Genomic DNA, 15,615 nt, shown 5'->3' with positions numbered 1-15,615 from the left:
ATCAACCGGCCATGACCCAGCCCCTGCATCTCGCCCTCGACCGGTCCGCCAGGACGCCGCTGGCCGACCAGATCCGCGACGGCATCGGCAACGCCATCGAACACGGCGTGCTGGCGCCCGGCGCGCGGCTGCCGTCATGGCAGGACCTGGCGACCCAGCTAGGCGTCGCGCGCGGCACGGTCAAGGCGGCCTACGAGAAGCTGGCCGATGCGCAGCTCGTCGTCGCCTCGCGCGCCAGCGGCACCCGGGTCGCCGACCGGCCCGCGCGGCGCCCCGATGCAGACGAGCGGCCCGATCCCGGCTCGTTCATGGACAGATATCTGGAATTCATGGCCGGTCCGGCGATCTTCCAGATGGGCGTGCCGGCCCAGCAGAGCCTTCCGGCCAAGCTGTTCTCGCGGGTGCGCGCCCATGCCGCGCGCGCCGAACTCGGCGCCGCCGCGCTCTATCCGGACCCGCGCGGCGAAGCCGCGCTGCGCCGCGAAATCGCCGCCTACCTGGCCATCGCGCGCGGCATCCAGTGTTCGCCCTCGCAGGTACTGATCACCGGCGGATTCGCCGGCGGCCTCGGGCTGGCATTGCGGGTGCTCGGCCTGGACGGGCGCAAGGCCTGGACGGAGGACCCGGGCTTTCCGTACACGCGCCGCGGCCTGGAGCTGGCGGGCCTGTCGCTGGTACCGGTGCCGGTGGATGCCGATGGCATCGATGTGGACTATGGCATCCAGCACGCGCCGGATGCGGCGGTGGTGGTGCTGACGCCCGGACAGCAGGCCCCGCTCGGCGGCACGCTGTCGCTGCCGCGGCGACTGCAGTTGCTCGATTGGGCCGCGGCGCAAGGCGCCTGGGTCATCGAGGACGACTACCTCAGCGAACTGCGGCTCGAGGGCCGCGCGGCGCCTGCCCTCGCCTCGCTGGACCGCGCCGGACGCGTGATCCACATCGGCTCGTTCAGCAAGACCATCAGCCCGACCCTGCGGCTGGGCTTCGTCGTCGCGCCGCCGTCGCTGGTGTCCCGCTTCGCCGAGATCGCGGCCTGTCTGGCGCCCGCTCCGGCGTCGTCGATCCAGCTCGCCACCGCCGAGTTCATGCAGGACGGCCACTACCTGCGGCATCTGCGGCGCACCAAGCGGCTCTATGCATCGCAGCGCGACGGGCTGCTGGCCCATCTGCGGCCGCGCGTCGGCGACGCGGCGGCCCCGACCGGGCTGGCCGTGCTGCTGGCGCTGCCGGATGGCAGCGCCGATGTCGCGATCGCGAAGGAAACGGCGGCGTTCGGCATCGCGCCGTCGCCGCTGTCGGTCTGGTATGCGTCGCCGGCTCGCGCCCGATCCGGCCTGCTGCTCGGCATCGCGACGGCGCCGCCCAAGCAGGTTGCGGCTGCCTGCGACCGTCTGCTGGCGGTGGTGGAGCGCTTCCGGCGCTAATGCGATGGCGCTTGCCGGCTGACATCGGCATCCACCATTCCGCACGATAGAGGCTAATTAGCCACTTTTGCGGTGGCGTTCGACGACGTATGTATAATTCCGGGCTTTCCAGTGCCGGCGGCGTCCATCCGCGTTGGCTGCGACGCCCGCTCGTGGCCGTGCCCACTTCCCGCGGCATGGCGCGACGTCCGGCACGCATCGGATGACCCCACGGCAACGTCCGGCGCCTGCAGGCGCCGGCTCAAAGGTGCTCCCTACATGCGTCGACTTCCCGGAATGGCGCTCAGCCTGCTGCTGATCGTCTTTTTGCATTTGTTACCCGCCGCGGCGCCTGCGGCCTTGGGCGCGGACGAGCCGTCCCAGACCGAAGACAAGCCTGCGGCCCCGTTCTCCGCCGCCGCGGCCAGCGCGGAGCTCAAGCGGCTGCAGACCGAGCAGGACCGCATCAAGCAGCAAGCCTCCAGGGACACCAGCGGCAACCAGTTGACCGAGCTCGACGACGCCGTGCACCGGTTGCTGGCCGACGTCGATACGCTGAGCGGCACGCTGGTGGCCGAGCGCGCCAAGGTACAGGCACAGATCGATCTGCTGGGCCCGCCGCCGGCCGATGGCAGCGCATCGGAGGCGCCCGCGGTGGCCCGTCAGCGCGCCGAGCTGAACGGGCGCGCCAAGGCGCTCGACGAGCAACTGACGAAGGCCGAAGAGGACAAGGAAAGCCTGGGCAATCTGGCCGAGCAGATCGCCAAGCTGCAGCGCGGCCATCTGAAGGACCAGGTCGCGCTGCGCTCCAACAGCATCCTCAGCGGCGACTTCTGGATGCCGGCATTCGATCCGAGCCGCCAGGACCGGCAGCGCTTCGAATCGCTGCGCTCGCTGATCACGCCGATGGCGAAACAGGCCTGGGACGCCGAACACCGGACCGGCACGGTGATGCTGCTGGCGCTGGCCTTCGCGATCTGGTCGCTGGGCCGCCGGCTGATCGAGCGCGGCATGGCATGGGTTTGCCTGCACCGGCTGCCGGAGCACCGGCTGCGGCGCAGCGCGCTGGCGCTGTCGACCGCGCTGGCCACGGTGCTGACCACCGCGCTGGCGGTGCGCATCGTGCTGTTTGCCTTCACCCGCGACTACGAGCTGTCCGAGCCGATGCGCGATCTGGCCGACGAGCTGATCAAGCTGACGATGACCAGCGCGCTGATCGCCGGCCTGGGCCGCGCGCTGCTGTGCACGCGCCATCCGACCTGGCGCCTGCCGTCGCTGCACGACGACATCGCCCGCGCGCTGCGTCCCTTCCCCATCGTGCTGGCGGGCCTGCTGTTGCTGGCCGGCACCATCGAGCAGCTGAACCGCACGATCGACACCAGCGTGCAGGTCACGCTGTTCGGACGCGGCCTGGTCTCGCTGGTGGTCACGCTGACGATCGGCGCCGCGCTGCTGCGGGCCAACCGCGTGCGTGCGAGGCTGGTCGCGGCCGGCGAGCGGCCGGGCAGCGGCTCGACGCTGACCGGCATCGTGCTGGCCGCGCTGACCGTCACCATCGTCGTCACGCTGGCCGCGCTGCTGACCGGCTATATCACGTTCGCCCGCTTCCTGACCTACGAGATCGTCTGGTTCGACATCGTGCTGTGCAGCCTCTATCTGCTGACCAAGCTGACGCGCGATGCCTGCGAAAGCCTGTTCTCGGTCAACTATTCGAGCGGCCGGATCATCAAGCAACTGTTCGGGCTCGGCGACAGCCATCTGGACCAGGTGTCGACCGTGCTGTCGGGGCTCGGCTCGAGCTTGCTGTTGCTGATGGCGGTGATTGCGCTGCTGACCGGGGGCTTCGGCACCACGCCCAAGGACCTGCTCGACAGCCTGCTGATGGTGCTGGGCGGCGAGCGGCTGCGGGCGATGAACATCATGCCGGAGCGCATCCTGAACGCGGTGATCGCTACCGGCGTGGGCGTCTACATCCTGCGTTCGGTGCGCCGCTGGCTCGATGCGGACCTGCTGCCCAAGACCGGCATGGAGCCCGGCATGCGCGCCTCGCTGGTCACGCTGTTCAGCAATATCGGCTACGTGCTGCTGGTGCTGATGACGCTGTCGCTGCTGGGCGTGCGCTGGGACAACCTGGCCTGGATCGTCAGCGCGCTGTCGGTCGGCATCGGTTTCGGCCTGCAGGAGATCGTCAAGAACTTCATCTCGGGGCTGATCCTGCTGACCGAGCGGCCAGTCAAGGTCGGCGACATGGTCAATATCGGCGGCGTCGAGGGCGATATCCGCCGCATCAGCGTGCGCGCCACCGAGATCCAGCTGGGCGACCGCTCGACGATGATCGTGCCGAATTCGCAGCTGATCTCGCAGAGCGTGCGCAACGTGACGATGAACAACAGCACGCTGGGCGTGGCCTCGCTGACGCTGACCTTCCCGCTGAACATCGATCCCGAGGAGGTGCGCGACATGCTGCTCGCAGCCTACGCCGACAACGAGGCGATCCTCGAGCACCCGGCGCCGTCGGTGACCTTCAGCCAGCTCGCGCCGAACGGCATCACGCTGACCGTGACCGGCTTCGTCTCCAGCCCGCGCATCGCCGGCGGCACCAAGAGCGATCTGCTGTTTGACATCCTGAAGCGGCTGCGCGCGGCCGAGATTCCGCTGACCAACCCGCAGACGCTGCGGCTGCTCAATTCGTAGGCGCTGGCGGCCTGATGTCGGGGCGGCGCCTTGGGCGCGGCGGCGGCGGCTCGGCGGCACAGGCGCCATCCCTTGGCCGTTCTTTCCTGCCAGTTAGCCTTGTGTTGCCTGGCAGGCGACCAATCCCGCGCCGCCGACGCACTAGAATGGCGCGATTCCCGTTCGGAGATCGCGCCGTGGACCTTTCCCTTTTCCCGCAATTTCGCAGCATCGACGTCGAGACCGACAGCGAGGTCACGATCCATGCCGTCGTCGGCGGTGACGGGCCGCCGCTGTTGCTGCTGCACGGCCATCCGCAGACGCATGCGATCTGGCACAAGGTTGCGCCAACGCTGGCGCAGCGGTTCACCGTGGTGGCCTGCGACCTGCGCGGCTATGGCGATTCGTCGAAGCCGGCCGGTGCCGCGGACCACGGCAACTACAGCAAGCGCACGATGGCGCGCGACGCGCTGCGCGTGATGCAGTCGCTCGGTTTCGAACGCTTTCGCGTGCTGGCGCACGACCGCGGCGCGCGGGTAGCCCATCGGCTCGGCATGGACCACCCCGCCGCGATCGAGCGCATGGTGCTGCTCGATATCGCGCCGACGCTGGCCATGTACGAGCAGACGACCGAAGCCTTCGCCCGCGCGTACTGGCACTGGTTCTTCCTGATCCAGCCGGCACCGCTGCCCGAGCGGCTGATCGAGGCCGATCCGTCGCGCTATATCCGCGACCTGATGGGCGGCCGCAGCGCCGGGCTGAGTCCCTTCGATCCGCGTGCGCTGCGCGAATACGAGCGCTGTGCCGCGCTGCCGGGCGCCGCGCATGGCGTCTGCGAGGACTATCGCGCTGCCGCCGGCATCGACCTCGAACACGACCGCGCCGATCGCGAGGCCGGCAAGCGCCTGACGATGCCGCTGCTGGTGCTGTGGGGCGAACAGGGCGTGGTCCATCGCTGCTTCCAGCCGCTACGGGAATGGCAGCGCGTGGCGTCTGACGTCGACGGCGGCTCGTTGCCGTGCGGGCACTATATCGCCGAGGAAGCGCCCGACGTGCTGCTGGCGCACGCGCTGCCCTTCCTCGAGAAGTAAGGTCCGCCGACACGCGCGTCAAGCCGCCGATAAGCGGCGCTTATGCCCGTAGTCGCAGATTCAATTTCCCGCCGCGGTTCTCCTTCGGTAAAGTCGCTCGCGCATCGCGACCAAGGTGCGCGACCAAGGTGCGCGTCCGAGGTGCGCGTCAACAAGGAGGAGACATCATGCAAGGCATTCGCCAGGCCCTGGCCTGCGTCGTTTCAGCGGTGGCACTGCTCGGCGCCACGCAGGCCGGTGCCGCAAGCCCGACCGACAACTGGCCCAGCAAGCCGATTCAGATGATCGTGCCGCAGGCACCGGGCGGGACCAACGACATCGTGGCCCGGCTGGTGGCCGCGGATCTGTCGCAACGCCTCGGCCAGCAGGTCGTCGTCGAGAACCGGCCCGGCGCCGGCGGCAATATCGGCACGCAGTTCGCAGCCCGCGCGACGCCGAACGGCTATACGCTGCTGATGACGATCAGCAGCACGCAGGCGATCAATCCGTCGCTGTACCGCCAGGTTCCATTCGATCCGATCAAGGACTTCGAGCCGATCGCGCTGGTCGCGACCGTGCCCAACGTGCTGGTGGTCAATCCCGCCTTCCCGGCGAAGTCGCTGCCCGAACTGATCGCGATGGCGAAGGCGAAACCGGGCCAGTATCGCTTTGCGTCGGCCGGCAACGGCACGCTGAACCATCTGCTCGGCGAGATGCTGAACAGCATGGCCGGTATCCAGCTGGAGCATGTGCCCTACAAGGGCGTCGCACCGGCGCTGAACGATGTGCTGGGCAATCAGGTGCCGATGGCGTTCGCCAGCCTGCCCTCCGTGTTGCCGCATATCAAGGCCGGCAAGGTCCGCGCGCTGGGCGTCAGCTCGGCCAGGCGCTCGCCGTTCGCGCCGGACATCCCGGCCATCGGCGAGACGGTGCCTGGCTATAGCGGCGACCTGTGGGTCGGCCTGTTCGCGGTCAAGGGGACGCCGAAGGAGATCACGCAGAAGCTGGCCCAGACCATGCAGGCCGCGCTGGCCGACCCCGCGCTGCGCGAAAAGCTGGGCGCGCAGGGGGCCGAAGCGCTGTCGGCCACGCCGCAGCAGTTCGCGACCCAGCTCAAGGGCGATATCGACAAGTGGGCGCGCATCGTCAAGGCATCGGGCGCGCAGGTCGACTGAGAACAGACTCAAAACAGACTGGCCCGTCCGCGTGTTGCGCTGGACGGGCCAGTGTTGGCGCCTCGGGGCGCCTATGCTGTCTGCCGCCTGGTGGGCAGCCGCTTGGTGAGAAGCCGCTTGGTGAGAAGCCGCTTAGCGGGCAGCCGAGCCTGCGGTCGCCTGCTCGGCCTGGGCCTGCATGAAGTCCCGCGCCGCGGACACCGCCTGCATTGCCTCCTGAGTGCCACCCTTGTCGGGATGGGCCTTCAGCGATGCCGCCCGGAACGCCTTGCCGATCTTCGCGACATCGGTCTCGCCGGCGTTCAGCCCAAGGATTTCGTGCGGCAGACGGTCATGGCTCCATCCGTCAGGCGCGTAGGGATTGACGGGAGGGGTGGGGCGTTGCGGGGGCGGCGCGCTGTGCGATGGTTCGGGCCGCTGCGGCGGGGGCGCGCTGTACGCGGGTTCGGGCCGCTGAGGCTGTGGCGTGGTGTGCGACGGTTCGGGCCGATGACGCTGCTGTCTGGCGCGCTCGCTCTGCCGTTCGTCGCGCTGCTTCGGTTGCGGCTCCGGATTCCCCGCCGGCCACAGCACCACGATGGCCGCCGACAGCTTGCCGGCATTGTCGATCAGCACGACCGCATTGATCCGGATCGGCGCCGATGCCCGGGGGGCGAATGCGTTGGCGGTCAGGTTGGCGATCAGCAGGTTCATCAGCAGCACATTGGCGGCATCCTGCGGCGACATTGCGTAACGCTGATCGGGGGACTTCGCCTGCGGCGGGACCGGCGGCATGTCGAATGGCCGCTGGGCGTGAATGGCAATGGGTGACATTGATAACTCTCCTTGAGGACATGGGGCTGCCATCTTTGCGCCATGACCGCAAGGCCGCTACCGCGGAAACCAACTGGCTTTCGCTTTTGCCTCTCATACCGCGACTCCCGCCGCGACTGACGCTCATCGCGCCTCGGTGCGCTCGCGCACATACCGCTACCACCGCCATCGCTGCAATATCGCCTTTCCGCATCGACAGGGGCGACGATGAAGCGCGTGATCCGTATTGCGGGTTGGACGATCGCCGGACTGGTGGTCGTCGCGGGCCTGGTGCTGGCGACCGGCATTCTGCTCGCCGAACGCAAGGCACAGCGGCGGGTGCATGTGCCAGCGGTTCCCGTCGCTTACCGCGATGACGCGCAAGCGCTGGCGCGCGGCAAATATCTGTATGAATCGCGCGGCTGCATGGAATGCCACGGGGCCGACGGCCGCGGCCGCGTGATGATCAACGACCCGGGTGGCATGTTCGTGCGCACGCCCAATGTGACCGCCGGCAATCCGGATGTCGCGCGTTATCGCGAACGCGATTGGGTGCTGGCGATCCGCCACGGCGTCGCGCCCTCCGGCCGGCCGCTGATGATCATGCCGAGCGAGGACTACAACCAGCTCAGCGACGAGGACCTGTCGGCGCTGGTCGCCTATATGCGCAGCCTGCCGCCGCTGCTCAGCGGCATGACCGAGATCCGCCTGCCGATGATGGCGCGCGTGCTGTACGGCTTCGGCATGATCGAGGACGCGGCCGCAAAGATCGACCACAGCCGTCCGCCGTCGCCGGCGCTGGAGCCCGCGCCCACGGCCGCATATGGCGCCTATGTCGCCAATGCCTGCATCGGCTGCCACGGCGCCGATCTGGCTGGGGGCAAGATTCCGGGCGCGCCGCCGGACTGGCCGGCCGCCGCGGACCTGCGGCCCGGTGCCGTGATGCTGCGCTACCGCACGCCGGATCGCTTCATCGAGATGATGCGCACCGGCGTGCGGCCGGACGGCACCGAGGTCAGCAAGGTGATGCCGTTCGAAAGCCTGGCCAAGATGAGCGACACCGACCTGACCGCGCTCTATCTCCATCTGAAGGCGCTGCCGGTGACGCAGGCGGCGCGCTGAGGCGACTCGGCCGAGATTGACCGCAAGCGTTGCCGGCTTGCGACATCCCGCGCAGCACAGAGCCGAAGGCGAAAGTTTTACACGTTTGCCGAATTTCACCGGGCGGCAACTACGATAAGCGCCCTCCTCCCTTCCCGGTCTCGCCCCCGCGGCTCCGGCGGCCGTGTCCACGACGGCGATTCTCCGCGCCGTTCCGCGCTGCGGGCATGGGCATTGCAGCGCAACCCACGCCCATGCGGCGTGAAGTACCGCTTGAGTCCCTGCTTGATGTCCGTTGACCGAGATCGGAGGATCCCCATGTTCATTCACAACAAACGATTGCAGTACACCGTACGCGTAGCACGGCCCGATCCGGGCCTGGCCAATCTGTTGCTTGAGCAGTTCGGCGGTCCGCAGGGCGAACTGGCTGCCGCCCTGCGCTATTTCACGCAAGCGCTCGCCGAGGACGATCCTGGCCGCAAGGACATGCTGCTCGATATCGCAACCGAGGAACTGAGCCATCTGGAGGTGATCGGCTCGATCGTCGCCATGCTGAACAAGGGGGCCAAGGGTCAGCTTGCCGAGGGCGTCGAACAGGAAGCCGAGCTCTATCGTTCGCTGTCGGGCCCCGGCAATGACAGCCACGTGACCCAGCTGCTGTACGGCGGCGGCCCGCCGCTGACGAACTCGGGCGGCGTGCCGTGGACCGCGGCCTATATCGACACGATCGGCGAGCCCACCGCGGACCTGCGCTCGAATATCGCGGCCGAGGCCCGCGCCAAGATCATTTACGAGCGGCTGATCAACGTCACCGACGACCCCGGCGTGCAGGAAGCCCTGGGCTTCCTGATGACGCGCGAGGTGTCGCACCAGAAGTCGTTCGAAAAGGCCCTGTACTCGATCCAGCCCAGCTTCCCGCCGGGCAAGGCGCCGCCGATGCCGGAGTTCGCCAGCGTCTACTACAAGATGTCGCAGGGCGACGCGCTGCGCGGCCCGTGGAATGCCGATTCGACGTTCGAGTTCGTCGAGAATCCCCCGCCGGCGGTCGATGGCGGCAGCGGCATGCCGGAAGTCCAGCTCGAGCCGACCCAGGCCAGCGCGGTGGAAGCGGCGGCGATGCGCACCGAGTCTGACGTCAACAGCGATCCGGTCACGGGCGCGGATCTGGGCAGCGTCGACGAGTCCGAGCTGCCGACCGCCACCGTCGCGCCGGGCGCACCCGGCGCAGGCGGTGCGGCATCGGGCTCGCCCAAGACTCCTCCCGGCAAGGCCTGACCGCTGCGCGCGTCGAGATGTTGGGCGATGAAGAACGAGGCGGCCGGATTGGCCGCCTCTTTTCCTTTGGACGTCGGCAACGCGCGTTGTCTTGCGCTCCCGCCTTGGCGATGGCTGTCGCTAGGGCAACACGGTCGTCGCCAGCAGCGTCACGTTCATGCCGATGATCAACGTCACCGCGATCACTGCCAGCACCGTGACCCACGGCCTGTTCACGTAGGCGCCCATCACCGAACGGCGGCTGGTCAGCCAGATCAGCGGCACCACCGCGAACGGCAATTGCAGGCTCAGGATGACCTGGCTGAGCACCAGCAGCTGGCCGATGCCGGCCTCGCCGTAGGCGAGCGCGACGAACATCGCCGGTACCACCGCGATGCCGCGCGTCAGCAGCCGGCGCGCCCACGCGGGCAGCCGCAGCTTGACGAAGCCCTCCATCACGATCTGCCCGGCGAGCGTCGCCGTGACCGCGGAGCTTTGACCCGAGGCCAGCAGCGCGACGCCGAACAGCACGCTGGCGATCGCGGTGCCCGTCAGCGGCCCGAGCAGCTGGTAGGCGGCGCGCAGGTCGTTGACTTCGTGCATGCCACCGGTGTGGAACACCGCGCCCGCGGTCACCAGGATGGCGGCATTGATGAAGAAGGCGATCACCAGTGCCAGCATGATGTCGACCGTGTAATAGGCAAGCGTGGTGCCGATGCTTTCGTTGCCGCGACGGATGCGTTGCGGCCCGACCATCGACGAATGCAGGTACAGGTTGTGCGGCATCACGGTCGCGCCGACGATGCCGATCGCGATGTAAAGCATGTTGGTGTCGGTCAGCACGCGCGTGCTTGGCACGAAGCCGCGCGCGACCTCGCCCCATTGCGGCTGCACCAGCACCAGGTTGATCGCGAAGCAGAGAAACACCACGGCCAGCAGCGCGATGACCACCGCCTCCAGCTGCCGGTAGCCGCGCTGCTGCAGCGCCAGGATCAGCAGCACGTCGAGCACGGTCGCGCCCACGCCCCAGGTCAACGGAATGCCGAACAGCAGATTCAGCGCGATGGCGGTGCCGATGACCTCGGCCAGATCGGTCGCGCAGATCGCCAGCTCGCACAGCAGCCATTGCGCCAGCGCCGAGCGCTTGCTCGAATGCTGCCGGCAGGCCTGCGCCAGGTCCATGCCGGATACCACGCCCAATCGCGCCGCCAGCGTCTGCAGCAGCATCGCGATCAGGCTGGACATCAGCACGATCCACAGCAGCGCGTAGCCATAGCCCGAACCGGCGGCGAGGTCCGTGGCCCAGTTGCCTGGATCCATATAGCCGACCGCGACCAGGTAGCCGGGCCCGAGGAAGGCCAGCAGACGGCGCCAATGCAACTTGCCGCCGGGCGGGCGTCGCCAGGCGCCGAGCGGCCCCGCGGCCTGCGCGCCGGCGTCCGGTGGCGGGGTCGCGTCAGGCGGCATCGCGCTTCCCCCGCAGACAGTGCGACGGCGGGCGCTCAGACATCGGCGAACAGCCGGGCCAGCAGCACCGCCACGCCGCCGCCGTTGATCGTCAGGCCAAGCAGCAGCCGGACAGGATGGTCACGCCAGTCGCGCCGGAATCGTTCCATGGCTTCGCGTCTCCTCGTTTTTTCGCGCGCGCTCGGTTCGGCTCGACTCTGCTCGCGGCCGCCATATCAAGCACGAGCCATGCCCGCGTGGTCTGAACACTATAGGCGTCCGGATGGCGCCGGATCGCGCTTTCCTTGCCGACGTCAGCACGTCGGCTGCGTCCATCCGTTCTCCCGCACCCCAACGCGACGCCGGCACTTTGTTACAACGGTCCGGCTTGCCTTGCCATCGCCAACCATCCGCCGCAGAATCGGCATGCCCGTGCGCCAGTGCACGCTCTGCCAGCCGCGGTCCGCGGCGGCCTCCGCCGACCACGACCGATGCCTGATCCCATCGCCGCACCGTCCGAAACCATCGCTGCCGATGCCCGCGCAGCCTCCGAGGCCGCCGTCGCCGCCGTCTACCGCGCCGAATCGCGGCGCGTGCTGGCCACGCTGATCCGCCTGCTGGGCGACTTCGACCTGGCCGAGGAGGCGCTGCACGACGCCTTCAAGGCTGCGCTGGAGCAATGGCCGCGTGACGGCGTACCCGCCAATCCCTGTGCCTGGCTGATCTCGGCCGGCCGCTTCAAGGCGATCGACGGCATCCGCCGCCATGCCCGCTTCCGGCCGCTGGACGACGTCACCGAACAGGTCGAAGCGATCGTCGACGAGAGCGCGACGCGCGCCTTCGACGAACTGTTCGAGGACGCCTGTCTGGAAGACGACCGGCTGCGCCTGATCTTTACCTGCTGCCACCCTGCGCTGGCGCCGGACGCCCAGGTCGCGCTGACGCTGCGCGAGGTCTGCGGCCTGACCACCGAGGACATCGCCCACGCCTTCCTGACGGCGCCGTCGACGCTGGCCCAGCGCATCGTGCGCGCCAAGGCCAAGATCCGCGACGCGCGCATTCCTTATCAGGTGCCCGACCGCCAGGACCTGCCGGAGCGCCTCGACAGCGTGCTGCGCGTGGTCTACCTGGTCTTCAACGAGGGCTATTCGGCCAGCTCCGGCGACCAGCTGACCCGCCACGACCTGTCCGGCGAAGCGATCCGGCTGGCGCGGCTGCTGCTCGAACTGCTGCCCGAACCCGAGGTCATGGGACTGCTGGCGCTGATGCTGCTGCACGAGTCGCGCCGGGCAGCGCGCACCTCGTCCGACGGCGAACTGGTGCTGCTGGACGAGCAGGACCGCAGCCGCTGGGACCGGGCGCTGATCGCCGAGGGCACCGCGCTGGTCGAGCGCGCGTTGTCCTCGCGCCGCTTCGGCCCCTATTCGCTGCAGGCCGCGATTTCGGCGGTGCACGCCGAAGCGGACAACGCGGCTTCGACCGATTGGCCGCAAATCGTCGCGCTGTACGACGTGTTGCTGGCGCTGCAGCCCTCCCCCGTGGTGGAGCTGAACCGGGCGGTCGCCGTGGCGATGCGGGACGGACCCGAGGCGGGCCTGCTGCTGGTCGACGCGATCCTGGCCCGCGGCGAACTGGGCGACTACCATCTGGCCCACGCCGCCCGGGCCGACCTGTGCCGGCGCCTGGGCCGCTACGCTGATGCGCGTGCCGCCTATCGGACCGTGCTCGAGCTGGTCCGCCAGGGCCCGGAGCGGCGCTTTATCGAACGGCGGCTTGCCGCACTGCCGCAATAACGGGCTTCCAGCGGTTGTGGCGACGGACTTTTTTGCTGTCGGCCCTCCGTCGACCCGTTCTTTCGATCCCCGCTGTCGATTTCACCCGGTCCCGAACGACTATCCCATGACAGGGCCATCGCCCTGCCGGCGTCATGGCATCGTCGCCGGCGCCGTCTATGCTGATTTTCCGTGCCGTTTCGTTGCCGCGTCGCTTGCCGAACGCCAACGCCACCATTACCGAGGAGCCTCCGATGAAATATCTCTGCCTGATCTATTACCAGGAGAAGCAGGTCTACAGCATGCCGCCCGACGAATGGAATTCGCTGGTCGGCGAATGCCTGCGCTTCGGCGACAAGGTGCGCAGCAGCGGCCACTACATCGGCGGCGAGGCGCTGCAGCCGGTCGAGACCGCCAAGACCCTGCGCGTGCGCGACGGCAAGGTGACCGTCACCGACGGGCCGTTCGCCGAGACCAAGGAGCAGCTGGCCGGCTTCTATCTGATGGAGGCGGCCGACCTCAACGAGGCGATCCAGGTCGCCTCGAAGATTCCGCCCGCGCGCCACGGCAGCGTCGAGATCCGGCCGATCCGGGAATTGCCGGGCGCCAGCGGATCGTAAACACGGGGTCGCGAATTTTTTTGCAGGGCATTGTCGATTGGGGCGTTCGCCGTACGACTAGGTAACAAGAAGTCCGAACAGCGACCGAAATCCGAGGAGCGGCGACGATGAAATACCTGTGCCTGATCTATACCGACGAGCGTGTCCTGCAAGCGATGCCCGAGCCGGAATGGCGCAGCCTGGTGGAACAGTGTCTGCGCTTCAGCGCCGCACTCGAGCGCGACGGCATGTATCTGGCCGGCGAGGCGCTCGAAAGCGCGGCAACGGCCACCACGCTGCGGGTACGCGCCGGCAGGGTGTCGTTCACCGACGGGCCGTTCGCGGAGACCAAGGAACAGCTGGCGGGCTTCTATCTGATCGAGGCCGAAGGCCTGCACGAGGCGCTGCACGCGGCGGCGGGAATTCCCGCCGCGCGGCTGGGCAGCATCGAAGTGCGGCCCGTGATGTCACTGGCGGTCGGCAGTACGCCGCCCGCGCAGTGACCGCCCAATTTCAGCCACGACCTCGCATCGTTCAACTCGCTGTCCACCTTTTCCTTCCAGGAGATTCAAAGATGAGCAACGCCACGCAATCCCAGACCGCCGCCCACGACGAAATCCGGACCATGCTCGAAGCGTGGCGGCAGGCCTCGATCGCCCGCGACGTGCCACGCATCATGTCGCACTACACTCCGGACGTCGTCGCCTTCGACGCCGTGATGCAGCTGCAATTCAAGGGCGCCGACGCCTACGGCAAGCACTGGGCGGCCTGCATGGAAATGTGCACGGGGCCGATGGTGTTCGAGATGCATGACCTGCAACTGTTCGTCGACCAGCAGCTCGGTTATGGCCACTACCTGCTGCGCTGCGGCCACCAGGACGAGACCGGCAAAGAGAGTGCCTCGTGGATGCGCGTTACCGTCGGCCTGCGCAAGACGGCCGAGGGCTGGAAGATTGCCCACGATCATTTTTCCGCACCGTTCGACATCGAGAGCGGCAAGGCGCTGTTCGAACTGCAGCCCTGAGCGGCCGATGGCATCGCCTAGACTGATCTACCGACAGGAGATACCGCAATGCGCTTCATGATTCTGGTTCGAGCCACGCAAAAGACCGAAAGCGGCGTGATGCCGGAGGACGGGCTGATTGCCGAAATGGCGGCCTACCACGAGGAGCTATCGAAGGCCGGCGTACTGGTCGATGCGTCCGGCCTGCAACCGAGCGCCAAGGGCTGGCGGATCCGCTATCAAGGCCAGCAGCGGACCGTCACCGATGGACCGTTCGCCGAGACCAAGGAGCTGATCGCCGGCTACACCATCATCCAGGTGAAGTCGCGCGAAGAGGCGCTGGAATGGACGCGGCGCTTCCCGAATCCGGCCACCGACGACGACAACTGCGAGATCGAGGTACGCCAGCTGTACGACCTCGAGGATTTTCCGCCGAGCGAAGGTATCGAGCGCTTCCGCGAGCTGGAACAGATTCAGCAGCGACAGCAATCGCCACAGCAATCGCAATAACGACGCGATCACGCGCAACACAGACACGGTCCAGGACCGTTCGCACAGCACGATCAGACAGGAGAACCAAGATGGCACAAACGCAAGTCAAGCCGATTCCCGAAGGCATGCCGACGCTGACCCCGCATATCGTCTGCAAGAATGCGCTGGAAGCAATCGAGTTCTACAAGCGCGCGTTCGGCGCGGCCGAGGAATTCAAGCTGCTTACCCCGCAAGGCCAGCTGATGCACGCGATGCTGCGCATCGGCAATTCGCCGGTGATGATGGCGGAGGAAATGCCCGAATGGCAGAGCCTGGGGCCGATGACGTTGAAGGGAACGCCGGTGGTGCTGCATCTGTACGTCGAGGATGTGGACGCCGCCGTGGCCCGCGCCGTCGACGCGGGCGCCAAGGTCACGATGCCCGTCCAGGACATGTTCTGGGGGGACCGCTACGGCCAACTGGAAGACCCGTATGGGCATCGCTGGTCGGTGGCCACGCACGTGCGTGACGTACCGCCGGAAGAGCTGGCCAAGGCCGCGGAACACGGCTGCGGTGCTTGATCGGTAGCGGGATAGTAAAAAGCGGCCCGTGCGGCCGCTTTTTTTATGCTCTTGCGTCGGCGCGGACAGTGATTTTCACGGCAGTGATTTTCACGGCTGCACCGCAAAGCAAAACGCCCCAGACCTGTTGGGATCTGGGGCGTTTTTCAATGGAGAGCCTGGCGATGACCTACTTTCACACGGGTAGTCCGCACTATCATCGGCGCGAAGTCGTTTCACGGTCCTGTTCGGGATGGGAAGGGGTGGTTCCGACTTGCTATGGTCACCAGGCATAA

General features: G+C 67.7%; 14 protein-coding genes and 1 rRNA gene. 12 read left to right on the top strand and 3 right to left on the bottom strand.

Translation table 11 applies throughout. The features are described from left to right. Positions 1-11 precede the first annotated feature (11 nt). From LRR16_RS08590 to LRR16_RS08575, 4 genes are all read left to right on the top strand, one after another. The gene (locus LRR16_RS08590; protein WP_023263851.1) at positions 12-1,424 is read left to right on the top strand and encodes a PLP-dependent aminotransferase family protein; all 1,413 of its coding nucleotides are present in this window, start codon (positions 12-14) and stop codon (positions 1,422-1,424) included. 258 nt (positions 1,425-1,682) lie between these two features. Then, the gene (locus tag LRR16_RS08585) at positions 1,683-4,097 is read left to right on the top strand and encodes a DUF3772 domain-containing protein (RefSeq protein ID WP_232205603.1); all 2,415 of its coding nucleotides are present in this window, start codon (positions 1,683-1,685) and stop codon (positions 4,095-4,097) included. Positions 4,098-4,243: 146 nt separating this feature from the next. Then, entirely contained in the window at positions 4,244-5,167 is a 924-nt protein-coding gene (locus LRR16_RS08580; RefSeq protein ID WP_232205602.1) for an alpha/beta fold hydrolase, read from the top strand. 167 nt (positions 5,168-5,334) lie between these two features. Next, a complete protein-coding gene (locus LRR16_RS08575) occupies positions 5,335-6,321 on the top strand; it encodes a tripartite tricarboxylate transporter substrate binding protein (RefSeq protein WP_006577098.1) in 987 nt (328 codons plus the stop codon). Positions 6,322-6,453: 132 nt separating this feature from the next. On the opposite strand, the gene LRR16_RS08570 is transcribed toward LRR16_RS08575, so the two are convergent. Next, positions 6,454-7,134, bottom strand: coding sequence for a J domain-containing protein (locus LRR16_RS08570; RefSeq protein ID WP_232205601.1), 681 nt, complete (start codon positions 7,132-7,134; stop codon positions 6,454-6,456). Positions 7,135-7,341: 207 nt separating this feature from the next. Between LRR16_RS08570 and LRR16_RS08565 the strand changes: the two genes are divergently transcribed. Next, entirely contained in the window at positions 7,342-8,235 is an 894-nt protein-coding gene (locus LRR16_RS08565) for a cytochrome c (protein ID WP_006577096.1), read from the top strand. A gap of 297 nt (positions 8,236-8,532) precedes the next feature. Beyond that, complete coding sequence (locus tag LRR16_RS08560) at positions 8,533-9,489, top strand: manganese catalase family protein (RefSeq protein ID WP_232205600.1); 957 nt, start codon at positions 8,533-8,535, stop codon at positions 9,487-9,489. 120 nt (positions 9,490-9,609) lie between these two features. On the opposite strand, the gene LRR16_RS08555 is transcribed toward LRR16_RS08560, so the two are convergent. Further along, on the bottom strand, positions 9,610-10,935 hold the full coding sequence (locus LRR16_RS08555; RefSeq protein ID WP_232205599.1) for an Nramp family divalent metal transporter: 1,326 nt from the start codon (positions 10,933-10,935) through the stop codon (positions 9,610-9,612). Between the two features lie 470 nt (positions 10,936-11,405). Here LRR16_RS08555 and LRR16_RS08550 point away from each other — a divergent pair, with 470 nt between their 5' ends. The 6 genes from LRR16_RS08550 (at position 11,406) to LRR16_RS08525 (ending at position 15,340) form a co-directional block, all read left to right on the top strand. Continuing rightward, on the top strand, positions 11,406-12,707 hold the full coding sequence (locus LRR16_RS08550; protein ID WP_006577250.1) for an RNA polymerase sigma factor: 1,302 nt from the start codon (positions 11,406-11,408) through the stop codon (positions 12,705-12,707). A 233-nt stretch (positions 12,708-12,940) separates the two neighbouring features. Further along, complete coding sequence (locus LRR16_RS08545) at positions 12,941-13,306, top strand: YciI family protein (RefSeq protein WP_232205598.1); 366 nt, start codon at positions 12,941-12,943, stop codon at positions 13,304-13,306. Positions 13,307-13,413: 107 nt separating this feature from the next. Next, complete coding sequence (locus tag LRR16_RS08540; protein WP_064573660.1) at positions 13,414-13,788, top strand: YciI family protein; 375 nt, start codon at positions 13,414-13,416, stop codon at positions 13,786-13,788. 71 nt (positions 13,789-13,859) lie between these two features. Further along, complete coding sequence (locus LRR16_RS08535; RefSeq protein WP_232205597.1) at positions 13,860-14,309, top strand: nuclear transport factor 2 family protein; 450 nt, start codon at positions 13,860-13,862, stop codon at positions 14,307-14,309. Between the two features lie 48 nt (positions 14,310-14,357). Further along, a complete protein-coding gene (locus tag LRR16_RS08530; RefSeq protein ID WP_006577246.1) occupies positions 14,358-14,798 on the top strand; it encodes a YciI family protein in 441 nt (146 codons plus the stop codon). A 71-nt stretch (positions 14,799-14,869) separates the two neighbouring features. Further along, the gene (locus LRR16_RS08525; protein WP_232205596.1) at positions 14,870-15,340 is read left to right on the top strand and encodes a VOC family protein; all 471 of its coding nucleotides are present in this window, start codon (positions 14,870-14,872) and stop codon (positions 15,338-15,340) included. Between the two features lie 156 nt (positions 15,341-15,496). Here the strand turns inward: LRR16_RS08525 and rrf are convergent. Next, positions 15,497-15,610 (bottom strand): 5S ribosomal RNA (rrf, locus tag LRR16_RS08520). Positions 15,611-15,615: the final 5 nt, after the last annotated feature.

The organism is Cupriavidus sp. UGS-1 (assembly GCF_021213615.1).
GTDB lineage: Bacteria > Pseudomonadota > Gammaproteobacteria > Burkholderiales > Burkholderiaceae > Cupriavidus.
The sequence above is the reverse complement of the archived record's forward strand: the minus strand, read 5'-3'. Positions and strand labels throughout refer to the sequence as shown.